The sequence below is a fragment of the Nocardiopsis sp. N85 genome (assembly GCF_028882275.1).
Lineage (GTDB): Bacteria > Actinomycetota > Actinomycetes > Streptosporangiales > Streptosporangiaceae > Nocardiopsis > Nocardiopsis lambiniae.
Genome location: NZ_JARBUT010000011.1, coordinates 146721 through 170707, shown reverse-complemented (window position 1 = coordinate 170707; position 23987 = coordinate 146721). Strand labels below are relative to the sequence as shown.

Here is a 23987-nt window from a genome sequence, read left to right as displayed (position 1 = left end):
CCTACAACCGGTCACAAAACACCAGGGGTGGGGACCTGGGTCCCCACCCCTGGAATCCCTACGCGAACGCTACGGCTTGCGGATCACCCGCACACCCTCGTCACCCGTGGGCGGCTGGTTCGGGCCGCTCTCCGGACGCCGGTAGATACCGGTGATGCCCGGGTCGCCGCCGGTCTCGGCCGGGTCCTGCGGGGCCTGAGGCGGCTGCTGCCCCTGAGGCGACTGCGGAGCCTCGGGCGCGGGGCCGGTGTAGCGGGCGCCCTGCGGCGGCCGGCCGGGGGCCTCGGCCTTGGGTCCCTGCGGACCCTGAGGCCCCTGGGCGTCGGGGCGCGGGGTGGGCTTGATGCGCACCGTGGCCTCGTCCGGGGCCGGGCCCTCGGGAAGCGAGTTGATCCGGATCGTCGCCTCGTCCGGAGCCGGGGCCTTGGGGGCCTCGGGCTTGGTCGGGTTCGGCTTGAACGACTCCGGGGCCTTCGCCTGCTCCGACGCCTTGGCGGCCTCGGGCTTGGGTCCGGTCGGCGCCCCGGGCCTGACCGGGGCCTTCGCGGGCTCCGGCTTGACCGGGGCGTCCGCCTTGGCCGAGGCCTTGGCGGGCTCCGACGTGGCCTTGGCCGGTGAGACGCTCTCCTCTCGGGTCAGGCCGGTGTCCATCGCGCCCGCCTTGTCCTCGGCGGTGACCAGGTCCGCCAGCGTGGAGTGCATGTCCCGCAGCCTGCGCAACGCCTCGGAGTGCGTCGCGGTCAGCGTGGCGAGCCTGCGGTCCGCCGTGTCGTGGATCTTCTTGGCACGCGACTCGGCCTCGCCCAGTCGGCGGTCGCCCTCCTGCTTGGCCTGCTCGCGGAGCTGGTCGGCCTCCTTCTTGGCGCTGGTGACCATCTCGTTGGACTCGGACCGCGCGGAGGTGATGATGCGCTCGGCGTGCTCCTCCGCGTCCTTGCGGAGCTTGGAGATGTCCTCCTGGGCCCGCTTCTTGGAGTCCTGGACCTCGGAGTCGACCTTGGTGCGGCGCTCCTGGGCCTCTTCCTCCGCGATGCGGAGGATCTCGGCCATGCGCTCGCTGATCTGCTCGTGCTCGGGTTTGGTCTGGGCCTTCTCCCGGGCGATCGCCAGATCGCGCTTGTACTGTTCGAGTTCGTCGTCCATGCGGCGCAGGCGCTCGATCAAGTCCTGCTTCTCGTTGGTCAGACGAACGAAACGCTCGTCGACCGACGCCTTGTCGTAGCCGCCCTTGCGCACCGTCGGGAACATGTCCTGTTGCAGTCCGCCACCCGGCAACATATCGCTCATGTGCCTTTCATGTCTTAGTACACCGTCATTGGCTGCACATCGCAGCAGGTGAGAGTTGCCCCGTACCCAATTGTCCGGTGAACACCCGTAACTTTGCGTAAAGCGTTACATGCAACGAGTGTCCTTTTTCACCACGACCTCGATCGCACGAGGGGAACGATCGAGCGCGGAGCGTCACACTGTGGACGACCGAACGACCACGGTAGGCACACGCCACGATGTCCCGTCAAGGGTCCCCGAGGGGACATCGGTGTGCGGCCTCCGGTCACGTTCTTACTAAGGTATGCGCGATCATCCCCGCGCGGGGGCGGAGCGGTCAACTTCACTCCCTCCCCCGCCGTCACGGGGGTCGACGCACACCCCACAGACAGGGAGGACGACGACATGGGCAGTGGGATCGAAGGCCGGCGGGCGGACGAGGGACCCCGCATCGGTCGGGCCGGGTTCGGCACACCGGAGATCCACCCCGACGCCTGGATCGCCCCGGGCGCCGTCGTGGTGGGCCGCGTCCGCCTGGGCGCCGACAGCGGCGTCTGGTACGGATCGGTGCTGCGCGCCGACACCGAGGACATCATCGTGGGCGAGCGGGTGAACATCCAGGACCAGTGCGGCCTGCACTCCGACCCCGGTCAGCCCGTCGTGCTGCACGACGATGTCAGCCTGGGCCACAGGGCGATGGTGCACGGCGCGATCGTCGAGGAGGGCTCGCTCATCGGCATCGGCGCGATCGTCATGGGCGGGGCCCGGGTCGGCAGGGGCGCCTTCGTCGCCGCCGGCGCACTCGTGCCGCCCGGCAAGACCGTGCCCCCGAACACCCTGTGGGCGGGCGTCCCCGGCAAGGTCGTGCGCGAGCTCAACGACGACGACCGGGCCGTCCTGGAGTACACCCCCGTCCATTACGCGCGCCTGGCCAGGGAACACGCCCGGGTCGACTGGAGCTGACGACGCGCCGAACGCCGATCGGGCCCGATCCGGTCCGGGGTCCGATGACCGCCTCGGGACCGGGGGTCCCGGCGGGAGAAACGGTGGACGGGGAAGGCGAGGACGGCGATCCGGAAGAGCCGCGCCCTCCCCGCCCGGCAGCGCCGCCGCCGTCATCAGGGGATCGGCGGGGAGTCGCTCGGCCGGATGGGCCGTGGGGGTGATGAAGACCACCCCCACGACCGGGCAGGGCGGGGTGACGGGGGAGATCATCGCCCCGTGGATCGCCAACGGGGTGGACGCCGGCCCGGCCGAGGGGGTCCCGCCCGGTTCGCCGGGGTCGAACCCCGGAACCCGTTCGTCACCCACCGAGCGCCTTCGAGCGGGCCGCCGGGACGACGTCGGGCGAAGGCGGACACGGCGGTCACCGCACCGCTCGGCACCTTGCGCGCGGTTCCCCGGCCCCGGGCCGGGGTCCCCGTACGCCCCGCGTTGTCGTCACCGCCTTCGCGCTCCACCTCCACACGAAGGCGAAGAGTGAGCGAGCGGTGACGGGGGTGATGGGTGAGCGGGTGATGGAGGGCCGTCCCCCTGGCCGGATCGGGTGAGCCGCGTGCTGGTCCTCCCGGGTCATGCGGGAGCCGGCGACCCCCGCGTACCCTGGAATCCGGGTACTCCCGACCGGACCGCCATGCCCCGGCGGGCCCCACCGTCCAGGACACCTCGTCGCTCTCGGGGGTGAACGCGCGTGGCCCACGAACCGCATCGGCCCGGTCCGCTCCACGATCACGTCGCACTCGACGAGATCGAGTTGTACGCGGAGGTGCTCATCGCGGCGGCGCGAGCGGACCGCCGGCTCGCCATGGAGGAACTCGACCGCGCCCTCGGGTTGGTCCCCGAGGTCGGCTGACCGGCGTCCCCACCTCACACGGGCAGGACGGCGCGCAGCAGGAACCCACCCTCCCTGGTGCGCGCGGCCGTCAGTCCGCCGCCCACGGCGGACAGCCGTTCGGACAGGCCGGTCAGACCGTTGCCGATGCCGTCGCCGCCCTGGCGGGCCCGGTCGTTGGAGATCTCCACGATCAGGGCTTTGCCCTCGGGCGCGTCCTCGATGAGGGAGAAGTCGATCCGGCACCAGGTGGCGTCGCTGTGCCGCAGCACGTTGGTGCCGCCCTCGCGCACCACCCACGCGGCCAGGGCGGCGATACCGCCGGTCTCCTCCAGGCCGCCCAGGACGTCCAGGCCGGTGACCTCGGTACGGGCGCCGGCCGTCTCGATGACACCGCGCACCGAGGCGACCTCTTCGACCAGATCCAGTTCCCGGTAACCGCTGACCGCCGAGCGCACCTGACGCAGCGCCTCCCGGGCCAGGTCGTGCACCTCGCGCAGTTCCGACTCGGCGCGATCGGGCGCCCGGTCGACGAGCCGGCCCGCCAGTTCGGCCTTGACCGCCAGCGCCGACAGGCTGTGTCCGAGCAGGTCGTGCATGTCCCGGGAGAATCTCAGCCGTTCCTCGGTCACCGCCAGCCGGGCACGGGCGTGCTGGCCCTCGACGGCCTGCCTGGTGATGTCCCACAACCAGATGGTGGCCATGGATCCCGAGGCCAGGAGCAGTGCCCAGACGATGGCGGCGACCCACAGGAACAGGTGGACGACGACGGGGACGCCGTCGTCGGCGATGAGGATCAGCGGCCACGGGGCCGCCGCCAACGCGAGGGTGACGACGACGGTGCGCTCCCGGGGGGCCGTGAACACGCCCACGCCCCACCAGGAGGCGATCAGTCCCATGACCATGATCGGCCCCTGGAGCAACAGCACGGTGGCCGCGAGCAGGACGAGCGATCCCCAGTAGTACCGGGGGTCGGGGATCCGCCGGCCGTCGATCCGATCCCGTAGCAGGATCAGGAGGAGCAGGCTCATGGGCAGGACGGTGGCCTCGGCCGCGAGGGAACGCCACAGGACGTACCCCGGTCCGCCGAGGGCGAGTTCGAGCAGGGGGATGCCCAGCATGACCAGCACCACGATGCCCATCGAGGACATGATCACCAGGCGCACGACGCGCATGCGGCGATCGTTCGCCGTCTCCTCGGAGGGGTCGTCGTGCTCGGCCCGGGGGCTCAACGCGTCTCCTCGGTGTCGGGGGGAAGGTTCGCGCGCAGGAGGAAACCGCCGCCCTCCGTCCGCGCCGACGACAGTGTGCCACCCTCCCGCCGCACCCGGTCGAGCAGCCCGCCACCGGAGACGGGCCCCTCCCCGGTTCCCGCGCCGGCCCGGTCGTTGGTCACCTCCACCACGACTCCCCCCGTGTCCGGGTCCCGGGAGAAGGCGATGCGGCACCGGGTGGCGTCGCTGTGCCGCACCACGTTGGTACCGCCCTCGCGCACCACCCACGCGGCCAGGGAGGCCTCCGCCGGAGAGGGGTCGAGGTCGGCCAGGCCGGTCACGGTGGCCCGGGTTCCGTCGGCCGCCAGCACCGCGGTGACCGAGCGGACCTCCTCGGCCAGGTCCAGTTCCCGGTAGCCGCTGACCGCCGAACGCACCCGCCGCAGCGCGTCCCGGGCCAGCGCGTGGACCTCGGCGGCCTCGTCCTTGGCGAGCCCCGGGGCGTGGGAGACCGCCCGCGCCGCACGCGCGGCCCGGGTGGCGAGCAGGGACAGGTCCTGGCCCAGCAGGTCCTGGAGGTCCCGGGAGAACCGCAGGCGTTCCTCGGACACGGCGAGCCGGGCCTTGGTCTCCCGCGCGGAGACGGCCTCCCGGAGGATGTCCCACAGCCAGAAGGTGACGACGAAGCCCAGGGAGAGGAGTCCTCCGTAGACCACGGCCATCAGCCAGATCACCGGGAACGCCTCGACCGGGGTCTCCCGGTACAGGAACGGCCAGGCGATCCACGGCAGCAGAACGACCCACAGCGTGCCGACGTCCCTGCGCCACCGGTCCCGGTAGAGGTGGAACATCACGGCCCACCACGAGGCCAGGGCCAGCATCGCGTGGCTCTCGACCCGGATGGCCCCCGCACCCGCGCAGGCCAGGACCACGATCACGAGGTACCGGCGCCCACCGGGATCGCCGTGTCCGCGCAGGCGGGCGAGCAGGGGGGACACCGTGGCCGCCGCGACGGCCGCGAAGAGGAGCAGGGAGGTGATCGGCATCCAGAGCGGACGGCCGTTCACGTAGGCGTGGATCAGGTCGATCCCCGGTGACAGGAGGATCACCATCACGGCGGTGAACACGGAGGAAGCGGTGATCAGGCGTGCCCTGCGCAGGTCGCGGCGCCGATCGGCGCCGTGGGTCGCACCGCCCTCGTTCATCTGGTCGGATCTTCCTGATCGGGGAACGCCCGCCCCGGGCGGGGCGGGCGGGTTCCGCGGCGGTGGGTCGGGGCGCCGCCCGTCCGGTCAGGGCTGACGGGGGTCCCAGCGGAAGTAGCGGACCGTCAGCACGAGGAACAGGGCGCTCCAGGCGAGCAGGATACCGATGGTGGGCAGGGCGGCGACCCACAGCTCCAGGATCCCGGCGGGGGTGGCGGACTCGTACCCGGAGAAGACGTCGTAGCCCGTGTAGGAGGCCTGGGCGAGGCGCCCGGCGGCGGCGGTGGGCAGGTAGCCGAGCATGTTGACGACCCGGTCGGGGAACATGCCGGTCGGGATGATGTTGCCACCGGTGAACAGCAGGAACATCATCGGGACCATCGCGGTCATCTGGGCGGATTCCGCGGTGCGCGCCAGCGGGGTGATGAGCAGGCCCAGGAAGCTCATGGAGACGGCGCTGAGCAGGACCGACAGCAGCAGCATGACGGGGTCCTTCGGCAGCGCGCCGGAGACGACGGCCAGCATGACGACGCCCAGGACGGAGATGGCCAGGGACATCAGGACCACCATCAGGGTGATGGACCCGAAGAGCGCGCTCCTCGGTACGCCGCTCACCCGCATCTGCTTGAGCACCAGGGACTCGCGGCGGGCGGTGAACACGTTCGAGGGGTGACCGATGCCGATGATCAGGCCGACGCTGCCCAGCGCCGCGATCAGGGCGAGGTCGGCGGTGGTGATGTCACCGACGACGGGGTCGCCCGGCATGTTCAGCGGCACGAGGAACATGAACACCGCCAGACCGAGGAACATCCAGGCGGTCTTGTACCGCATGAAGAGGGTGAACTCGGTGCGGGTCAGGCGCAGGGTCTGACGTAGCGGGCTCATGACGGGTCGGGCGGCGGCCCGGGTGGTGGGCTCGGTGGTCGCGGTGCTCATGGGGTGCTCCAAGGGGGAAGAAGAGGGTCGGATGGCGGTGGGCGGGTCAGTCCGCGGCCAGGTCGGTGGCGCCGGCGACCTGGAGGAAGACGTCCTCCAGGGAGGCGCCGCGCACCTGGAGGTGGCGTAGGACGACGCCGCGCTCGGCGGCCCAGGCGACGAGGGCGGCGACCACCCGGTGGCCCCGTTCGGCGACGTCCGCCCCGGTGACCGTGTAGGTGGCCCACAGCCGGCCGTCGCGGGTCCGCACACCGACGGTGCTGTCGGGGAACGCGGGAAGGTCGTCGGTGCCGATCTCCTCGGGCATCAGGAACCCGATGCGGTCGCCCCAGGTGGCGAGCACTCCCGCCAGGGTCCCCTCGACCCGGATCTCGCCGCGGTGCATGATGGCGAGCCGGTCGGCGAGCCGCTCGGCCTCCTCCAGGTAGTGCGTGGTGAGCAGGACGGCGACGCCGCGGCTCTTCAGTTCGGAGATGATGCGCCAGGTGGTGTGCCTGGCCTCGGGGTCCATCCCGGTGGTGGGCTCGTCGAGGTAGAGGACCTCGGGCCGGGCGATGAGGCTCTGGGCGAGGATGAGCCGGCGCTTCTGGCCGCCGGAGAGCTGACGGATGGCGATCCCGGCCTTGTCCCCCAGGTCCACCAGGTCCAGGATCTCGTCGACGTCGCGCGGCTCCGCGGTCAGGTCGTGGGTGAGGGTGATGGACTCCCGGACGGTGAGGTCCTCCATGAGGCCGTTGCCCTGGAGGACCGCGCCGGTGCGGCCGCGCAGGGCGGGGGGCTGGTCGTAGGGGTCGGTCCCGAACACCCGCACCGTTCCGGAGGTGGGCCGCCAGAAACCTTCGAGGGTCTCGATGGTGGTGGTCTTGCCGGCCCCGTTGGTACCGAGGAGGGCGAACAGTTCGCCGGGGCGGATGTCGAAGGAGATGCCCTTGACCGCCTCGAAGTCGCCGTAGTGCCGGCGCAGATCGCGGACCACCACCGCCGGCTCGTCGGCGGTGGGACGGTCGCTGGGGAGTTCGGTGTGCGTCGTCGTCATGGCTCCAGATTCGCGGAATCGGAGCTCCGGCCACAGACGCCGTTGTCACCGCTTCGATGTGGGAATCCACCGGTGCCGACGATGACGGATGTCATATGCGCGGGGTGCCGCCCGCACACGCCCCTTCCTCACCGCGTGCGGGCGGCAGCACCCCGAGGAGACGCTCGGCGTCCTCAGGGGGTGCTGGTAAGAGTTCTACACGAAAAGCGGAGACCGCGGGGAGCGAACGCCATTCCCGGAGAAGTTTCATCCAATGGAAGTGTCATCTCGGATGATCTTTTCTCGGGAAGCAACGTCCAAAGGTCGATTTCCCTGGTGAAAACACGTGGGAGGAACACCCGGAAACCCGCTTCCATCCACCCAAAGGGCCGGCTCCGACGTAGCGGCCGCACGGTTTCCGGCCTTTCCCCGACCGCGGATATACGGGCCCGTCGTCCGAGGTCCCGTAAACCGACCGTTATGTGAGGTGACCGGGCTCCACCGCGTTCCGGGCGCCGATGTCCCCCTCACGGGAACGGCGCGTCCGACCGGACCCGGCCACCGGCGACCTTTCCGGGCCCTCCGCGCGGAATCTATCGTTGTCACCACCTACGACGACGAAGGATGTCCATGTCACCCAACCGCGCGCTCCTGTGGTGCGGGGTCGCCGCCGGCCCCCTCTTCCTGGCGGTGGCCACCCTCGCGGGCGCCCTGCGTCCGGGCTACTCCCCCATGCGTCATCCGGTCGACTCGCTGGTGCTCACCGGCGCGGGCGGGGTCCAGGTGACGAACTTCCTGATCACCGGGGCGCTGCTGACGGCGTTCGCGGTCGGCGCGTGGCGGGAGCTGAACCGGACCGGGCGGGCCGGACCCACCCCGTGGTCGCTGGGCCTGTCCGGGATCGGTCTGATCGGCTCCGGACTGTTCCGCGCCGACCCCGTGGGCGGGTACCCCGTGGGGAGCCCGGAGGGATCGGTCCACACCGTGTCGGGCATCCTGCACGACACGGCGTCGACGCTGTTCTTCTTCGGGCTCCCGTTGGCCTGCGTGCTCTTCGCGCTGCGCGCCCTGGGCGACCGCCGGCCGGTCGTGGCGGGGTACTCGGTGCTCACCGCGATCGTGTTCTTCGCCTGTTTCCTGTGGGCGGACGCCGGCTTCCGGCAGAACCCGGAGCTGCTCTTCGTCGGCGGGTTGTACCAGCGGACGGCCCTGCTGGTCGGATTCGTCTGGATCGCGGTACTGGCCCTGCTCCTGCTGCGGTCGGAGAAGGCCGAGGGGCCGGTCACCGCACGGTGACCGGCCCCTCGGGACAGGGTTCCCCCTCGTGGAGGTGGACTAGGCGTCGGCGGGCTCCGCCTTCTGGGGCTTGTCGCCCTTGATGGAGCGCAGCAGCAGCTGGGAGACGTCGACGACCTCCAGGGTCTCCTTCGCCTCGCCCTGCGACTTCTTCTCGTTGATCGCGTCGCCGAGCATGACCTGGCAGAACGGGCACGCGGTGGACACGGTGTCGGGGTTGGTCGTCAGCGCCTCGTCCACCCGCTCGGTGTTGATGCGCTTGCCGATCCGCTCCTCCATCCACATGCGGGCGCCACCGGCGCCACAGCAGAAGCCCCGTTCCTTGTGGCGGTGCATCTCCTGCGTCTTGACGCCGGGCACCTTCGCCATGATGTCGCGCGGAGGCGTGTACACCTTGTTGTGGCGGCCCAGGAAGCAGGGGTCGTGGTAGGTGATGTTCTCGTCGATGGACTCGACGGGGGTCAGCCTGCCCTCGTCCACCAGCTTGGCCAGCAGCTGGCTGTGGTGGACGACCTCGTAGGTACCGCCGAGCTGCGGGTACTCGTTGGCGAGGGTGTTGAAGCAGTGCGGGCAGCCGGCCACGATCTTGGTGACGCCGGCCTCGTTGAGGGTCTCGACGTTCTGCTGGGCCAGCATCTGGAAGACGTACTCCATGCCCAGGCGGCGGGCCGGGTCACCGGTGCACGCCTCCATGCCGCCCAGGACGGCGAACTTGACGCCCGCGATGTCCAGGAGTTCGGCGATGGCCTTGGTGGTCTTCTTGGCGCGGTCCTCCAGGGCGCCGGCGCAACCGACCCAGAACAGGTACTCGGTGTCCGCGTCGAGCTTGTCGTCGACGACCCGCACCTCGACCGGGTTCTCCTGGGAGGCCAGCTCCTCGATCCAGTCCATGCGCTTGTCCTCGGACATGCCCCACGGATTGGCCTTGTTCTCCAGGTTCTTCAGGAGGGTGTTGGCCTCGGACGGGAAGTTGGACTCGACCATGACCTGGTAGCGGCGCATGTCGAGGATGTGGTCGATGTGCTCGATGTCCACCGGGCACTGCTCGACACAGGCGCCGCAGTTGGTGCAGGACCACAGCTCGTCGGGGTGGATGACGCCACCCTCCTCCTCGGTGCCGACCAGCGGCCTCTCCAGGAGGGCGAGGACGTCGACACCGGCGTGGCTCTCGTCGGGCTTCTCCGCGAGGGTCTCGGCGTTGATGCCCTGGAGCAGGTACGGGGCCTTCTCGTAGGCGTGCCGCTGGAGGTCGAGGATGACCTTCTTCGGGGAGAGGGGCTTGCCCGTGTTCCAGGCGGGGCACTGGGACTGGCAGCGACCGCACTCGGTGCAGCTGGTGAAGTCGAGGAGGCCCTTCCAGGTGAAGTCCTCGATCTTGCCGGCGCCGAACGGGTCCTCGTCGGGGTCGGCCTCCTCGAAGTCGAGGGGCGCGGTCACGTCCTTGTTCATCATCTGCTTGGCCGCGCCGAGGGACGGGGTCCCGTCGGCGTTGCGCTTGAGGTAGATGTTGACCGGCGCGATGAAGCGGTGCCAGCCGACGCCCATGGTGAGGTTGCGGGCCAGCACCATGAAGAACGCGTAGCTGATGATCAGCTTGAAGGCGGCGATCAGGGCGATGGCCGGGTCGGCCACGGCCGCGTCACCGGGCAGGACCGCGCCGAGGGCGTGCGAGATCGGGGTGGCCCAGACCGGGAAGGGGAAGGTCTCGGAGGCGACCTTGAATCCGCGGATCGCGAAGATCGCCAGGAGCAGACCGATGATGTACGCCTCGACGTAGTACGCGGTCCAGTGCTTGGAGTGCATGAAGCGGGACTCGCGGCCGATCCGCTTCGGACTGTTGATGATCCGGTAGGCGGTCAGGCCGAGGATGCCGACGAGGCTGGTGCCGGCGATGAACTCGATCGCCAGGCCGTACACGGTCCAGTCGTAGATGATCGGCAGGTGGAAGTGCGGGTCGAAGACCTCGCCCTGCGCCTCGATCACGGTGAAGACCAGCAGGGGGAACGAGACCATCACGAACCAGTGGGCCACACCCACCCAGGGTCGCTTGAGCATCCTGCCGTGGCCGATGATCTCGATGATCGCCATCGTGAGCCGTTGTCCGAACGGCCCCTTGCGATCGGCCTCCACCGGTCGGCCCACACCCACGGTCCGCACGATCTGGCGGATGGCCAGACCGAACATGGTGAAGGCGACCACGGCGAGGACCGAGGTGATGACTCCCAGTGTCAGGTACAACATCGCCCGTGGCCTCCCATCCTGCTGCGTCGGCCGGTGCGCCACACACCGGCGGTCGAGTCTTATGTTACTAGCGGGTAATCGCAAGGCGGCCATCGGCTCTGCGGGGAACCGTGACCACGCAGGGGCAACGCTAGTGACTCCCGTCGCAACAGAACCACGCGGGTCCGTACCAATTCCCTCGTGACACGCGTTCCGGACCCGGCGCACCCCGTGAGCGCCCCCCGACACCGGCCATTCCATCGCCCGCCCGCACCACTCGGCATCGGTCATTCCACCGGTCGCGCATAAAGCACGCTACGCGACATATCGGACATCAGATCGTGCCCGTCGGCCAGAGCCGGCGGGCACGCGGCGGGAGGGGCGGGACGCAGACCCCGAAGAAGGCGCGGGGCGCCTCGCGCGGGGCCGTGTACACGCGCACCCGGGGGTCCTCCGACGACGGCGGGAGGGCACGGCGAGGGGCGGACCGAGCAGAGCGTGACGGGTGTCGGCCATGAGCCGGCCGAAAGGGGTCCGGAGGGCGTTCGCGTCCATGTCCTCGACGCCACGCCGGGGGCCGGGGCGGTCGGGGTCGCGCGCACGCTTCTTCCGGGTGGTGCGCACCACCCCGGTCGGAGGTCGGGGTGCACCCTGAGTCGCGGTCAAGGATGCCCCCGGGTTCACCCGGGCTTCCGTCATCTTCCTCGTGAAACCACCCCACACCGGGAACAACCTCGCCTGGTCGGTCGTTGTCAGGTCGTAGAAAGTAACTTGAGTCCGGTCGACTCAACTGACTTGACATTCTTCGCCGGACGAAGCAAACTTACGCCTGAACGACTCAACTTTGACGGAGGAAGCAACCATGGCTCGTGCGGTCGGAATCGACCTCGGTACGACGAACTCCTGTGTCGCGGTCCTGGAGGGTGGCGAGCCCACGGTCATCACCAACGCCGAGGGTTCCCGCACCACCCCGTCCGTCGTCGCCTTCGCCAAGAACGGCGAGGTGCTCGTCGGCGAGGTGGCCAAGCGCCAGGCGGTCACCAACGTCGACCGGACCATCCGCTCGGTCAAGCGCCACATCGGCACCGACTGGTCGGTGAAGATCGACGACAAGACCTTCAACCCTCAGCAGATCAGCGCCTTCATCCTCCAGAAGCTCAAGCGCGACGCCGAGTCCTACCTCGGCGAGGACGTGGCCGACGCGGTCATCACCGTCCCCGCGTACTTCAGCGACTCCCAGCGCCAGGCCACCAAGGAGGCCGGCACGATCGCGGGCCTCAACGTCCTGCGCATCATCAACGAGCCCACCTCGGCCGCGCTCGCCTACCACCTGGAGAAGGAGGACGAGGCGACGATCCTCGTCTACGACCTCGGTGGCGGCACCTTCGACGTCTCCCTGCTGGAGGTCGGTGACGGCGTCGTGGAGGTCAAGGCCACCAACGGCGACAACCACCTCGGCGGCGACGACTGGGACCAGGCGATCGTCGACTGGCTGGTCGAGAAGTTCAAGAACTCCAACGGCGTCGACCTGTCCAAGGACAAGATGGCGCTCCAGCGTCTGCGCGAGGCCGCGGAGAAGGCCAAGATCGAGCTGTCCAGCTCCAGCGAGACGCAGATCAACCTGCCCTACATCACCGCTTCGGCGGAGGGCCCGCTGCACCTGGACGAGAAGCTCACCCGCGCCGAGTTCCAGCGGCTGACCGCCGACCTGGTCGAGCGGACCAAGATCCCGTTCCAGCAGGTCATCAAGGACGCCGGGATCAGCCTGGACCAGATCCACCACGTGGTCCTGGTCGGCGGCTCCACCCGTATGCCGGCCATCGTCGAGCTCGTCAAGGAGCTGACCGGCGGCAAGGAGCCCAACAAGGGCGTCAACCCGGACGAGGTCGTCGCCATCGGCGCCGCGCTCCAGGCCGGCGTGCTCAAGGGCGAGGTCAAGGACGTCCTGCTGCTCGACGTGACCCCGCTGTCGCTGGGCATCGAGACCAAGGGCGGCGTGTTCACCAAGCTCATCGAGCGCAACACGACCATCCCGACCAAGCGCTCCGAGATCTTCACCACGGCCGACGACAACCAGCCGTCCGTGCAGATCCAGGTCTACCAGGGCGAGCGCGAGATGGCCCGCGACAACAAGAAGCTGGGCGTCTTCGACCTGACCGGTCTGCCCCCGGCGCCGCGCGGCGTCCCGCAGATCGAGGTGGCCTTCGACATCGACGCCAACGGCATCGTCAACGTCACCGCCAAGGACCTGGGCACCGGCAAGGAGCAGTCGGTCACCATCTCCGGTGGTTCGGCCATGTCCAAGGACGACATCGACAAGATGGTCCGCGACGCCGAGCAGTACGCCGAGGAGGACCGCAAGCGCCGCGAGAGCGCCGAGGTCCGCAACAACGCCGAGTCCCTCGTGTTCCAGACCGAGAAGGTCATCAAGGACAACGAGGACAAGATCCCGGCGGACGTGCGCTCGGAGACCGAGGCCGCGCTGGGCGAGCTGAAGACCGCCCTGGAGGGCTCGGACGTCGACGCCATCCGCTCGGCGAGCGAGAAGGTCGCGCTGGCCAGCCAGAAGATCGGTTCGGCGATCTACAGCCAGAACCAGCAGGGCGGCGCCGACGGCGCGGCCGCCGGTGAGTCCTCTGCCTCGGACTCCACCGACGACGCCGATGTCGTGGACGCCGAGATCGTCGACGAGGACAAGGACAAGGGCGACCGGTCCTGACCGTCCGGGCCGAGAGGAAGGAGGGCACGTCGCACATGGCGCTGTCTGACAACACGAACGGCACCACCGGTGACGGCGAGGAGCGCCAGGGCCCGGTGATCCGCGACAACCGTCGCATCGACCCGGAGACCGGGGAGGTGCGCGAGTCCAAGGCGGAGGAGACCGCCGAGGACACCGCGGAGGAGGCCGAGGGGACCGAGGACATCGAGGGCGTCGAGATCCCGGACACCCCCGAGCAGGTGGTGTCCGAGGCGATCAACGCCGACGAGCGTGTCGTGGAACTCACCAACGACATCAAGCGGGTGCAGGCGGAGTACTCCAACTACCGCAAGCGCGTCGAGAGGGACCGGGCGGTCGTCCGCGAGGTCTCCACCGCCCAGGTCCTCGGTGAACTCCTGCCGATCCTGGACGACATCGGCCGGGCTCGTGACCACGACGAGCTCAGCGGCGGGTTCAAGGCGGTGGGCGAGGCGCTGGAGGCCACGGTCACCAAGCTGGGCCTGGAGCGGTTCGCGGAGCAGGGCGACGAGTTCGACCCGAACGTCCACGAGGCGCTGACCCTGATCCCGGTCCCGAACATCGCCGCCCAGACGGTGATGGAGGTCTTCCAGCCGGGGTACCGGTTCGGGGAGAGGATCCTGCGCCCGGCCCGCGTGGTCGTCGGTGACCCGATCGACGGCGGCGAGGCCGCCGAGGCCGGGGAGAAGCCCTCGACCGGGGCGGACGAGACCGCTCCGACCGGGAACGGTGAGAACGGCGAGTAGCGGGGACACCCGTAGGGCTCCGGCCGCATCCGACGGGTGCGGCCGGGAGCCCGGCCCCGGGCCCGCCCGGCCCGGGGCCACCTGGCAACATCGGACGCGACCTGAGCAGCGGGAGAAGGCACCCAGTCGATGAGCACCAAGGACTACCTGGAGAAGGACTACTACAAGGTCCTCGGAGTCTCAAAGACCGCCTCCAAGGACGAGGTCAAGACGTCCTACCGCAAGCTGGCACGCGCGAACCACCCTGACGCCAATACCGGCGACCCCCAGGCGGAAGAGCGCTTCAAGGAGATCTCCGAGGCGTACAACGTCCTGTCGAACGACAAGCGCCGCAAGGAGTACGACGACGCGCGCTCCCTGTTCGGCGGTTCCTACCGACCCGGCGGGACCGGCCCGGGCGGGTTCGACATGAGCGACCTGTTCGGCCAGGGCACGGCCGGTTCGGGGGGTGGCGGCGAACGCCTCAGCGACCTGTTCGGCGGACTGTTCGGCGGCCGGGGGCGCGGCGGGACCGCGACCCGCAGCCGACGCGGCACCGACGTGGAGACCGAGACCGATCTGAGCTTTCGCGAGGCCGCGGAGGGCGTGACGCGCTCCTTCCAGCTGGCCAGCGACGCACCGTGTCCCACCTGTAAGGGGACCGGCGCCAAGGCGGGCACCGCCCCGCGCATGTGTCCCAAGTGCACGGGCACCGGACACGAGAACACCAACCTGGGCGGCTTCTCCCTGTCCGAACCGTGCAGCGAGTGCAAGGGGCGCGGGCTGGTCGTCGACGACCCCTGCGTCACCTGCCACGGCAGCGGCCGGGGCAAGAGCACCCGCACCATCCAGACGCGCATCCCGGCCGGGGTCGCCGACGGGCAGCGCATCCGGATCAAGGGCAAGGGGGCGCCGGGGGAGAACGGCGGCCCGGCGGGCGACCTGTACGTCGTCGTTCACGTGAAGGAGCACCCGGTGTTCGGCAGGAGCGGCGACAACATCACCATCACCGTTCCGGTCAGTTTCCCGGAGGCGGCGCTCGGCGCCGACGTGCGCATCCCGACGATGAGCGGCTTCCCGGTGACGGTGAAGGTGCCGCCGGGGACGCAGAACGGGCACAAACTGCGGGTGCGCGGCAAGGGCGCGACCCGCAAGGACGGCACGACGGGGGACATGATCGTCACCCTGGAGGTCACCGTCCCCAAGAACCTCAACGGTGACGCCCGCGAGGCCCTGGAGAAGTTCCGCGCCGCGACCTCCGACTACGACCCGCGCGACGATCTCGAAGCGCGGGCGAAGGGGGCATAGGACCGATGAACGACTCCTTCGGTGTCGACGCGCCGGTCTACGTGATCTCGGTGGCCGCAGAGTTGGCGGGGATGCACCCGCAGACGCTGCGGCAGTACGACCGGTTGGGGATCGTCTCCCCCGGTCGGACCTCCGGACGCGGCCGGCGCTACTCCATGCGCGACGTGCAGACGTTGCGCGTGGTGCAGCGGCTGTCGCAGGAGGAGGGCATCAATCTGGCCGGGATCAAGCGGATCCTGGAGCTGGAGCACGAGGTGGAACAGCTGCGCGAGCATGTCTTCCACCTCGCCAACGAACTGGAGGCGGCTCGTCGGGCGGTGGCCCGGCGGGCGCGTCCACCCCGCCCCGAGGGCGGTCCCGGAGTGCCCGGCGAGCTGGTCCGGCGCACCCGCGTGACGATCTTCAACACCGCCGAACCCACCGGTGACGGTCCCCGGGGCGACTCCGCGCAGGAGGGCCCCGAGCGGGAACGCACCGGTGACGATGAGGCCTGAGCGGTTCTGACGGGGCTCCGCACAGCGGCACGGGGGCACGTTCGACCGAGCGACATCACTCTTCGTGACACTACTTGTGAAAGGAGTCACCGGACATGAACTACAAGCTCACCCAGAAGAGCCAAGGGGCCCTGTCGGTGGCCATCCGCAGGGCCACCACGGACGGCAACCCCCAGACCGAACCGGTGCACCTGCTGGCCGCGCTGCTGGAGCAGGCCGACGGCATCACCCGTCCCCTCCTCAAGGAGGTGGGCGCGGACCCCCACCTGCTCAAGGACAAGGTGGACGCGGCCATCGACGCGCTGCCCAAGGTGTCGGGGTCCACGACCGCGTCACCGAGTTCCTCGCGGCAGCTCATCGTCTCCATCAACACCGCGGCCCAGCGGGCCGAGCGGATGGAGGACGAGTACGTCTCCACCGAGCACCTGCTGGTGGGTCTGGCCACCGACGGCGGTGAGGCGGCCCGGCTCCTGCGGGAGGTCGGCGCCACCCCCGAGGCCCTGTTGGAGGCCTTCGAGCTGGTGCGCGGCAAGGGCCGGATCACCACGGAGAACCCCGAGGAGACCTACCAGGCGCTGGAGAAGTACGGCGTCGACCTCACCGAGCGGGCCCGCGAGGGCAAGGTCGACCCGGTGATCGGCCGGGACGGCGAGATCCGGCGGGTCATCCAGGTGCTCAGTCGGCGCACCAAGAACAACCCGGTGCTCATCGGCGAGCCCGGTGTCGGCAAGACCGCGGTGGTGGAGGGCCTGGCCCAGCGCATCGTCGCGGGCGACGTGCCCCAGTCCCTGCTCGGCAAGCGGCTGATCAGCCTGGACCTGTCGGCGATGGTGGCGGGCGCCAAGTACCGGGGCGAGTTCGAGGAACGGCTCAAGGCGGTCCTCCAGGAGATCAAGGACTCCGACGGCCAGGTCATCACGTTCATCGACGAGCTGCACACCATGGTCGGCGCGGGCGCCGGCGAGGGCGCCATGGACGCCGGCAACATGCTCAAGCCGATGCTGGCCCGCGGTGAGCTGCGCATGGTCGGCGCGACCACGCTGGACGAGTACCGGGAGCGGATCGAGAAGGACCCCGCGCTGGAGCGGCGCTTCCAGCAGGTGTTCGTGGGCGAGCCGTCGGCCACCGACACCATCGCCATCCTGCGCGGCCTCAAGGGCCGTTACGAGGCGCACCACAAGGTGCAGATCTCCGATTCGGCGCTGGTGGCCGCCGCGACCCTGTCCGACCGGTACATCACCGCGCGGTTCCTGCCGGACAAGGCCATCGACCTCATCGACGAGGCCGCGTCCCGGCTGCGCATGGAGATCGACTCCAGTCCGGTGGTGATCGACGAGCTGCGGCGCACCGTCGATCGCCTCAAGATGGAGGAGATGGCGCTGGAGAAGGAGTCGGACGCGGCCAGTCGGCAGCGCCTGGAGCGGCTGCGCTCCGAACTCGCCGACCACCGGGAGCGGCTCGACGGCCTGGTCGCCCGGTGGGAGCAGGAGAAGGCCGGCCTCAACCGGGTCGGTGACCTCAAGGGGCACCTGGACGAGCTGCGCACCCGGGCGGAGCTGGCCGAGCGCGAGGGCGACTTCGCCACGGCGTCCCGGCTGATGTACGGGGACATCCCCCAGCTGGAGAAGCAGCTGGAGGAGGCGTCCCAGGCGGAGGAGGCCACCGACAAGGGCGCCACCATGGTCAAGGACGAGGTCGGCGCCGACGAGGTCGCCGAGGTCGTGTCGTCCTGGACCGGCATCCCCGTGGGCCGGCTGATGGAGGGCGAGACCTCCAAGCTGCTGCGCATGGAGGACGAGCTGGGCAAGCGCCTGATCGGCCAGCGGGCCGCGGTGACGGCGGTGGCGGACGCGGTGCGGCGGGCCCGGGCCGGTATCTCCGACCCCGACCGGCCGACCGGTTCCTTCCTGTTCCTCGGTCCGACCGGTGTCGGCAAGACCGAGCTGGCCAAGGCGCTGGCGGAGTTCCTGTTCGACGACGAGCGGGCGATCGTGCGCATCGACATGAGCGAGTACTCCGAGAAGCACACGGTGTCCCGGCTGGTCGGCGCGCCCCCCGGGTACGTGGGGTACGAGGAGGGCGGTCAGCTCACCGAGGCGGTGCGCCGCCGCCCGTACACGGTGGTGTTGCTGGACGAGGTGGAGAAGGCCCACCTGGAGGTGTTCGACACCCTGCTCCAGGTCCTGGACGACGGTCGTCTGACCGACGGGCAGGGGCGGGTGGTGGACTTCCGCAACACGATCCTCATCCTCACCTCCAACCTCGGCTCGCAGTTCCTGGTGGACCAGACCCTGGACGAGGCGACCCGTGAACAGCGGGTCATGGACGTGGTGCGCACGACGTTCAAGCCCGAGTTCCTCAACCGGCTCGACGACGTCATCATGTTCGACGCGCTGTCCATCGAGGACCTGACGAAGATCGTGGACCTCCAGGTGGAGAAGCTGGCCCGCCGGCTGGCGGACCGGCGGCTGGAGCTGGAGGTGACGCCGGGGGCACGGGAGTGGCTGGCCATGACCGGCTACGACCCCAACTACGGCGCCCGGCCGCTGCGCCGCCTGGTGCAGTCCTCGATCGGCGATCCGCTCGCCCGTGAGCTGCTGTCGGGGGCGCTGGCCGAGGGCGACACGGTGGTGGTGGACGTCGGCGAGGCCGCGAGCGGCCTGACCGTCGCGCCGCGAAAGGCCGACGCCCCGGCGTCATAGCCGGGGACCACGTGATCCGAGGGGCCGCCCGTCGGGCGGCCCCCAGGGGTCGGACCCGCTCTCGAAGGTCGGGCCGCAGAGGCCCGGTATCCGAAGCACGCGGGTCCGGGCGGCCCCTCTCCTCCCTCACTCCGCCTCGGCGGTGGCGAGTACCTCCGGGGGCAGGACCCGGGCGGCGCCCAGCACCTCCACGCCGAGCAGGAAGCCGCGCGCGTCGAAGTCGAGGATGATCTCGCCCTCGGGGTCCGGGGTGCGGATCGAGTGCCGTTGGACCTCGGCCTCCCCGTCGCCGATGTGGTCGACGACGGTGATGTAGGCCGCGTCCGCCTCCGCGTCGTAGCCGATCCTCATGCGTTCCCCTCTTCCGGGCCTGCTCCGGCGCGCATGCCCCGGCTCGGCCCTCGGTGACGGTGACGATGTCGCCGGGACCACCCCGAACGCGGGTCACCGTGGTCCGCGCCGACGACGAGCCATTCTCCCCCGCCACGGGCAGGGGGCGCGGCGTCTTCGTCGTCACCGGTCGGTGGGCCCGGCCGACGGCCGTTCCCCCGCACCGTCGGGCAGGCCCACCGCCGTGACCGTGCCGCCGGGGCCTCCTCCCGGCACCGGCCCCGTCCCGCCACCACGGGAGTGCCTCATCCTCCCGCCGATGCCGTGCCACCCCTTCTCTCCCGGGTGAGGACCGTTCGACCGGCCCGCCGCGCCGAGTCGGCGCGGCGGGCCGGTTCGCCTTTCCCCAGGTCCTCCCTGATGCCGTGCGGCCGCCGCGTGCCGTGTCGGCCGCACCGCTTTCAGTCCCGCGGCTCCTCGGTGTCCCGGGCCCGGGACCTGGACCTGGACCGCAGCGAGGGCAGCAGCACCATTCCGATGACGATGGCGATGCTCACCCACAGCGCGTACTCGTCGATGGTGACGATGAGGTCGATCGCGCGCTCTCCGAGGGCGTATCCGGCGGCGACGACCAGGCCGGTGATCAGCAGCGCTCCCAACAGGTCCAGGGCCAGGAAGGTGCCCAGGCCCATACCCGCCCACCCGGCGGTACCGTACACCAGCGCGCTCGGTACACCCGGGATCCGGGCGAACACGACGAGGAGGCCGAGGATCCACCGGTTGGCGGAACGAAGCCGCAGGGCCAGCCGTTCGGCGCGCTCCCCCGTGGAGAAGAAGCCCACGAAGCCGGAGCCCCACTGCCGTCCGGTCCACCAGAACAGCCAGTCGAGCTTGGCCATGCCGACGACCCCGGCGACCACGGCCAGCCAGATCGGGTAACGGCCGGCCTCGGCGAAGGCGGCGACCGCCCCGATCGCCGCCTTGCTTCCGGTGGCGAGGGAGAGCAGGACCGGAGCCGAGGCGATCATGAAGGGGCGCAGCGGCCACAGGACGAGCATGAACAGCATGGCTCCGCCGATGGCCCACATCAGCGCCTTGTCGGTTCTGGTGGCCTTGCCCTTCCACGGGAGGGGGGACGCGGCGGACCCCGCCGCGTCGGTCGTTCCCTCGGGTTCGTCGGTGGGGGTGTGCGGAGCGGGGCTCCCGCCGGGTGTGGTGGTCATCTGTCCATTCTCGCAATCACGTTCCGGGCGTGTACGGACACGGTCGTCGGCGACGCGCGTCACGGGGTTCGGTCGGTGAGCCGGTCCGGTCTCGGATCAGGACCCGCACCAGGTGGGGCACCCGGAATCGGCCCGCCCCCTCCGGATGGACGAATCCGGCCGCCGAGAGGGCGTCGACGCGCCGTCCGCATTCGGTCAGCCCGCACCCGAGGGTGCGGGTGAGCTCCTCCACGGAGGCGGATCCGCCCGTCCCGCACATCGAGACGAGGGCCTCGTGCTCGGCCGGGGTCAGTGCCAGGAGTTCGGACGTCATCCGGTCGCGCATGCCGGGCCGGCCGGTATGCGAATCCAGGACCGTGAAGGGGTCCTCCCGCAGGCAGCGCACCAGGGTGCGCGGACCGTAGAGACCGAGCAGGGGGGCGGCGAGCCGGAGGGCCCCCGGGACCCCGCCGAGAAGCCGGCAGATCTGCGCGATGGCCGCCATCTCCTCGGAGTCCCCGGGGAGGACGGACAGGTCGTCCTCCAGCAGGACCCGGGCCGCCGGGGACGCCAGGATCCGCTCGGGGACGTCACCCGGTTCGGGGACGGCCAGCGGGAGGAGGGGCAGGACCCGTTCTCCCGCCACCTGGTAGGGCCGGACCGAGGTGTAGAGGATCCGCAGGCCCGCGCACTCCCCGAGCAGCCGGGACACGGCGGCGCCGTGGGGGGCACGCCGCACCCCGTCCAGTACCAGGAGGGCCGGCAGGTCGCCGATGAGCCCCGCCAGCCGGGCGAGTCCGCCGCGGGCGGAGGGAGCACCGGTTCCGAAGAGGTCGTCGACGGCGGTGGTCATCACCCGGTGGAGGGAGCCGCGTGGGGTGGACCACTCCGCCACCCCCTGCCGGGACAGTCGGTGCCAGAGCATGAGGACCCCGTCCTGCCGGGCCCGGTCGGCGACCTCCGCCGCCAGCCGGGTCTTGCCCACCCCCGGTGCGCCGGTGACGGCGATCAGTCGTTCGCCGCCCGTGGTGGTCCGGGAGCGGAGCAGGTCCATGACACGGTCCCGTCCCGTGAACGTGCCGACGAACATCGGCGCGGTGGGAGCGGCGGGACCCTCCTCCGTCAGGGCGGGTCCGCCCCGACCCGAGGCCCGTTCCAGATCCCCGCGGGCCTCGGAGTCGAGGCGCAGGGTGTCGGCGATGAGCCGCAGGGTCTCGCGTCGGGGGTTCAGCGTGGCACCGCGTTCCAGGTCGCGAATGGCGCGGATGCTCACCGTCGAGAAGTCGGCGAGCTGTCGCTGGGTCATCCCGGCGCGCGTCCGGTGGTGCCGGATGATGCCGCCGAGACACTGGACGTCGTCGGGGACGGCTACCGTCATCTGCTTCCTCCTTGGCTTCGTCCCGGTGAGGAGAGCGGTGGGGCCGCCCTCCGAGGCGCTCAGGCGATGTCGCGGCGCAGTGTGGTCGCGGAGGCGACCAGGGTGAACAGGGCGACGTACCCGAGCAGGGTCAGGGCCGCGATCCAGACCGGCAACAGGTCACCGCCGAGGCCGAACTCCGAGAGGTCCATGCCGGTGTCGTAGAGGGCGGCGACGGCGCTGCCGGGCAGCCACTTGGTGACGTCGGACAGCGGGGGGATCGCCGTCAGCACCGGTTCGACGAGCATCGCCCACAGGACACCGATGACCAGGGCGCCGATCTGGTGGCGCACCAGCGTTCCCAGGGCCAGACCGAGCAGCGCGTAGAGCACGTACCCCGTCAGAGAGCCCATCAGGATACGGGGCACCTGGTTGTCGGCCAGGTGGAGGGAACCGCCGGAGAGCAGGATCGACGGGATCAGCACCGCCGAGGTCAGGGCGATGGCCACCACGCCGAGGAACACACCCGTGCCGGCCGCGGCCACCAGCTTGGCCGCCACCACGCGGCCGCGTCGCGGTTCGGCGAGGAAGGTGGGGGTGATGGTGCGGTGCTGGAACTCCGTGGTCACGGAGAGGATGCCCAGCACCATCGCGAAGATCGCCCCGGTGGCGGCCTGCGGCCACGCCCAGGGGGCGAACCCGGGATCGTCGCGTCCGGGCAGCCCCTGCATCCCGGCGGTGGCGACCACCATCGCCAGGGACAGGCCGATCCAGGCCGTCATGCACAGGAGCAGCACCCACCACGCGGAGGTGGTGAACGTCTTGCGGAGTTCCGCTCTGATCAGGTTCTTCACTTGGTCCCTCCCAGCTGGGGCACGCGCGCGCCATCGGAGTCGGTCAGGCGCAGGAAGGCGTCGTGCAGGCTCTCCCCGGCGCCGGTGAGTTCGGACAGTCCGCCCTGGGCGACGAGGCCGCCCCCGGAGATGATCACGACCTTGTCCACGGTCTGTTCGACCTCGGCCAGCACATGGCTGGACACGAGCACGGCGACGCCCCGATCGGCCAGGCCGCGCAAGAAGCGCCGGAGCCAGTCGATGCCCTGGGGGTCCAGGCCGTTGGCGGGCTCGTCGAGGATGAGCACCTTCGGGTCGCCCAGCAGCGCCCCTGCCATCGAAAGGCGCTGGCGCATGCCGAGGGAGTAGGTGCCGACACGCCGTCGCCCGGCCTCGGTCAGGCCGACCTCGGCGAGGACCTCGTCCGCGCGGGTGTGGGGGATCCCCGCCGTGTCGCACAGGACCCGCAGGTGGTTGCGGCCGGTGCGGCCGGGGTGCAGGTTGGTGGCCTCCAGGACCGCGCCGACCAGCTTCGTCGGCTCGGTCAGCTCGACGTACGGTCGACCGTGGATCAGGGCCGTGCCGGCGTCGGGGCGGACGAGCCCGAGCAGGCAGCGCAGTGTGGTGGTCTTCCCGGCCCCGTTGGGGCCCAGGAAACCGGTGACCGTTCCGGAGTCCACGGTGAACGAGACGCCGTTCACCACCGTGTGCCTCCCGAAGGACTTGGTGATCCCCTCGATGCGGATCGCTTCCATCTCATCGCCTCCTGTCGTGTGTCGGATGGCCGGTGCGGCCGGCACTCGGGAGCGGCTCATCGTCCCGTCAACGCCCATCGCGTGAGCGCGGTCGCGAGACGCACCCAGGGGGACCACCGGCGCGGCCCCAGGTGGTGGGCCTCGTCGAGGAACCACTCGAATCCACGGCGTTCGTCGGACGAAGTGGGGTGGACGCGCATCGCCACTCCCTCCTGTTCCTGTGGGCGGAATGTCAACACCTTCACGGTGGCACCGGGCCCTCACAGGGGGATCACACGATCCGCCCTGCTCCAGGGGGTTCGCGGGGCCCGGAGGAACGGGAAGGGGGCCGGTCCGTCGGACCGACCCCCCGGATCATCGTGCCGCGCCCCCGCTCGGGGCGGGACCTCAGTCCCCGCCGCCACCGCCGGCGTCGGCGGAGTCGCCCATGGCGGCCGCCGAGCCGTCACCCTTGCCGGTGCCGCCGGAGGGCAGCTTCCGGCCGACCACGTAGACGGCGATGATGGTGAAGACGACGAGGGCGGCCGCCGCCGCCAGCATTACCGGATTGTCCATGTTCGT

Annotated in this window: 21 protein-coding genes; 8 read left to right on the top strand and 13 right to left on the bottom strand. The window is 70.6% G+C overall.

The annotated features are described in order from the left end of the window. Positions 1-69: 69 nt before the first annotated feature. Complete coding sequence (locus PWG71_RS17195) at positions 70-1278, bottom strand: cell division protein DivIVA (RefSeq protein ID WP_274810816.1); 1209 nt, start codon at positions 1276-1278, stop codon at positions 70-72. Between the two features lie 393 nt (positions 1279-1671). On the opposite strand from PWG71_RS17195, the gene PWG71_RS17190 reads away from it, so the two are divergent. Next, a complete protein-coding gene (locus tag PWG71_RS17190; RefSeq protein WP_274810761.1) occupies positions 1672-2229 on the top strand; it encodes a gamma carbonic anhydrase family protein in 558 nt (185 codons plus the stop codon). A 727-nt stretch (positions 2230-2956) separates the two neighbouring features. Continuing rightward, on the top strand, positions 2957-3118 hold the full coding sequence (locus PWG71_RS17185) for a hypothetical protein (RefSeq protein ID WP_274810760.1): 162 nt from the start codon (positions 2957-2959) through the stop codon (positions 3116-3118). Positions 3119-3132: 14 nt separating this feature from the next. On the opposite strand, the gene PWG71_RS17180 is transcribed toward PWG71_RS17185, so the two are convergent. The 4 genes from PWG71_RS17180 to PWG71_RS17165 form a co-directional block, all read right to left on the bottom strand. Continuing rightward, positions 3133-4329 carry a sensor histidine kinase gene (locus PWG71_RS17180; RefSeq protein ID WP_274810759.1) on the bottom strand — a complete coding sequence of 399 codons (1197 nt, stop codon included), beginning with the start codon at positions 4327-4329 and terminating at the stop codon, positions 3133-3135. Further along, the gene (locus PWG71_RS17175; RefSeq protein WP_274810758.1) at positions 4326-5516 is read right to left on the bottom strand and encodes a sensor histidine kinase; all 1191 of its coding nucleotides are present in this window, start codon (positions 5514-5516) and stop codon (positions 4326-4328) included. The genes PWG71_RS17180 and PWG71_RS17175 overlap by 4 nt, the downstream gene beginning before the upstream one ends. An 87-nt stretch (positions 5517-5603) precedes the next feature. Beyond that, positions 5604-6452, bottom strand: coding sequence for an ABC transporter permease (locus tag PWG71_RS17170; protein ID WP_274810757.1), 849 nt, complete (start codon positions 6450-6452; stop codon positions 5604-5606). A gap of 46 nt (positions 6453-6498) precedes the next feature. Then, entirely contained in the window at positions 6499-7488 is a 990-nt protein-coding gene (locus PWG71_RS17165; protein ID WP_274810756.1) for an ABC transporter ATP-binding protein, read from the bottom strand. 609 nt (positions 7489-8097) lie between these two features. On the opposite strand from PWG71_RS17165, the gene PWG71_RS17160 reads away from it, so the two are divergent. After that, positions 8098-8763, top strand: a complete 666-nt coding sequence (locus PWG71_RS17160; RefSeq protein ID WP_274810755.1) for a DUF998 domain-containing protein — start codon at positions 8098-8100, stop codon at positions 8761-8763. 39 nt (positions 8764-8802) lie between these two features. Here PWG71_RS17160 and PWG71_RS17155 read toward each other — a convergent pair whose 3' ends face one another. Further along, positions 8803-11004: a (Fe-S)-binding protein gene (locus PWG71_RS17155; protein WP_274810754.1), complete on the bottom strand. Its 2202-nt coding sequence runs from the start codon at positions 11002-11004 to the stop codon at positions 8803-8805. Positions 11005-11845: 841 nt separating this feature from the next. Between PWG71_RS17155 and dnaK the strand changes: the two genes are divergently transcribed. The 5 genes from dnaK (at position 11846) to clpB (ending at position 18949) form a co-directional block, all read left to right on the top strand. Beyond that, positions 11846-13702 (top strand): molecular chaperone DnaK, encoded by a 1857-nt coding sequence (gene dnaK, locus PWG71_RS17150; RefSeq protein ID WP_274810753.1) that lies wholly within the window; start codon positions 11846-11848, stop codon positions 13700-13702. A 35-nt stretch (positions 13703-13737) separates the two neighbouring features. Next, on the top strand, positions 13738-14466 hold the full coding sequence (gene grpE / locus PWG71_RS17145) for a nucleotide exchange factor GrpE (protein WP_274810752.1): 729 nt from the start codon (positions 13738-13740) through the stop codon (positions 14464-14466). Positions 14467-14595: 129 nt separating this feature from the next. Next, entirely contained in the window at positions 14596-15753 is a 1158-nt protein-coding gene (gene dnaJ, locus PWG71_RS17140; protein ID WP_274810751.1) for a molecular chaperone DnaJ, read from the top strand. Positions 15754-15758: 5 nt separating this feature from the next. Then, a complete protein-coding gene (locus PWG71_RS17135; protein ID WP_274810750.1) occupies positions 15759-16247 on the top strand; it encodes a heat shock protein transcriptional repressor HspR in 489 nt (162 codons plus the stop codon). 95 nt (positions 16248-16342) lie between these two features. Further along, entirely contained in the window at positions 16343-18949 is a 2607-nt protein-coding gene (gene clpB, locus PWG71_RS17130) for an ATP-dependent chaperone ClpB (protein WP_274810749.1), read from the top strand. Between the two features lie 126 nt (positions 18950-19075). On the opposite strand, the gene PWG71_RS17125 is transcribed toward clpB, so the two are convergent. The 7 genes from PWG71_RS17125 to PWG71_RS17095 all read right to left on the bottom strand — a co-directional run bounded on the left by PWG71_RS17125 (position 19076) and on the right by PWG71_RS17095 (position 23981). Beyond that, positions 19076-19300 (bottom strand): DUF2283 domain-containing protein, encoded by a 225-nt coding sequence (locus PWG71_RS17125; protein WP_274810748.1) that lies wholly within the window; start codon positions 19298-19300, stop codon positions 19076-19078. 440 nt (positions 19301-19740) lie between these two features. After that, positions 19741-20502 (bottom strand): DedA family protein, encoded by a 762-nt coding sequence (locus tag PWG71_RS17120; RefSeq protein ID WP_274810747.1) that lies wholly within the window; start codon positions 20500-20502, stop codon positions 19741-19743. A 16-nt stretch (positions 20503-20518) separates the two neighbouring features. Beyond that, on the bottom strand, positions 20519-21859 hold the full coding sequence (locus PWG71_RS17115) for an AAA family ATPase (RefSeq protein WP_274810746.1): 1341 nt from the start codon (positions 21857-21859) through the stop codon (positions 20519-20521). 59 nt (positions 21860-21918) lie between these two features. Continuing rightward, entirely contained in the window at positions 21919-22692 is a 774-nt protein-coding gene (locus tag PWG71_RS17110; RefSeq protein WP_274810745.1) for an ABC transporter permease, read from the bottom strand. Further along, on the bottom strand, positions 22689-23426 hold the full coding sequence (locus tag PWG71_RS17105; protein WP_274810744.1) for an ABC transporter ATP-binding protein: 738 nt from the start codon (positions 23424-23426) through the stop codon (positions 22689-22691). The genes PWG71_RS17110 and PWG71_RS17105 overlap by 4 nt, the downstream gene beginning before the upstream one ends. Positions 23427-23482: 56 nt before the next feature. After that, a complete protein-coding gene (locus PWG71_RS17100; RefSeq protein ID WP_274810743.1) occupies positions 23483-23626 on the bottom strand; it encodes a hypothetical protein in 144 nt (47 codons plus the stop codon). 187 nt (positions 23627-23813) lie between these two features. Further along, on the bottom strand, positions 23814-23981 hold the full coding sequence (locus PWG71_RS17095; protein WP_274810742.1) for a hypothetical protein: 168 nt from the start codon (positions 23979-23981) through the stop codon (positions 23814-23816). Positions 23982-23987 lie beyond the last annotated feature (6 nt).

Coding starts and splice junctions, on each gene's coding strand:
- PWG71_RS17195 (WP_274810816.1), bottom strand. CDS start 1,278: ATGTTGCCGGGTGGCGGACTGCAACAGGACATGTTCCCGACGGTGCGC.
- PWG71_RS17190 (WP_274810761.1), top strand. CDS start 1,672: ATGGGCAGTGGGATCGAAGGCCGGCGGGCGGACGAGGGACCCCGCATC.
- PWG71_RS17175 (WP_274810758.1), bottom strand. CDS start 5,516: ATGAACGAGGGCGGTGCGACCCACGGCGCCGATCGGCGCCGCGACCTG.
- PWG71_RS17170 (WP_274810757.1), bottom strand. CDS start 6,452: ATGAGCACCGCGACCACCGAGCCCACCACCCGGGCCGCCGCCCGACCC.
- PWG71_RS17165 (WP_274810756.1), bottom strand. CDS start 7,488: ATGACGACGACGCACACCGAACTCCCCAGCGACCGTCCCACCGCCGAC.
- PWG71_RS17160 (WP_274810755.1), top strand. CDS start 8,098: ATGTCACCCAACCGCGCGCTCCTGTGGTGCGGGGTCGCCGCCGGCCCC.
- PWG71_RS17155 (WP_274810754.1), bottom strand. CDS start 11,004: ATGTTGTACCTGACACTGGGAGTCATCACCTCGGTCCTCGCCGTGGTC.
- dnaK (WP_274810753.1), top strand. CDS start 11,846: ATGGCTCGTGCGGTCGGAATCGACCTCGGTACGACGAACTCCTGTGTC.
- grpE (WP_274810752.1), top strand. CDS start 13,738: ATGGCGCTGTCTGACAACACGAACGGCACCACCGGTGACGGCGAGGAG.
- dnaJ (WP_274810751.1), top strand. CDS start 14,596: ATGAGCACCAAGGACTACCTGGAGAAGGACTACTACAAGGTCCTCGGA.
- PWG71_RS17135 (WP_274810750.1), top strand. CDS start 15,759: ATGAACGACTCCTTCGGTGTCGACGCGCCGGTCTACGTGATCTCGGTG.
- clpB (WP_274810749.1), top strand. CDS start 16,343: ATGAACTACAAGCTCACCCAGAAGAGCCAAGGGGCCCTGTCGGTGGCC.
- PWG71_RS17125 (WP_274810748.1), bottom strand. CDS start 19,300: ATGAGGATCGGCTACGACGCGGAGGCGGACGCGGCCTACATCACCGTC.
- PWG71_RS17120 (WP_274810747.1), bottom strand. CDS start 20,502: ATGACCACCACACCCGGCGGGAGCCCCGCTCCGCACACCCCCACCGAC.
- PWG71_RS17115 (WP_274810746.1), bottom strand. CDS start 21,859: ATGACGGTAGCCGTCCCCGACGACGTCCAGTGTCTCGGCGGCATCATC.
- PWG71_RS17105 (WP_274810744.1), bottom strand. CDS start 23,426: ATGGAAGCGATCCGCATCGAGGGGATCACCAAGTCCTTCGGGAGGCAC.
- PWG71_RS17100 (WP_274810743.1), bottom strand. CDS start 23,626: ATGCGCGTCCACCCCACTTCGTCCGACGAACGCCGTGGATTCGAGTGG.
- PWG71_RS17095 (WP_274810742.1), bottom strand. CDS start 23,981: ATGGACAATCCGGTAATGCTGGCGGCGGCGGCCGCCCTCGTCGTCTTC.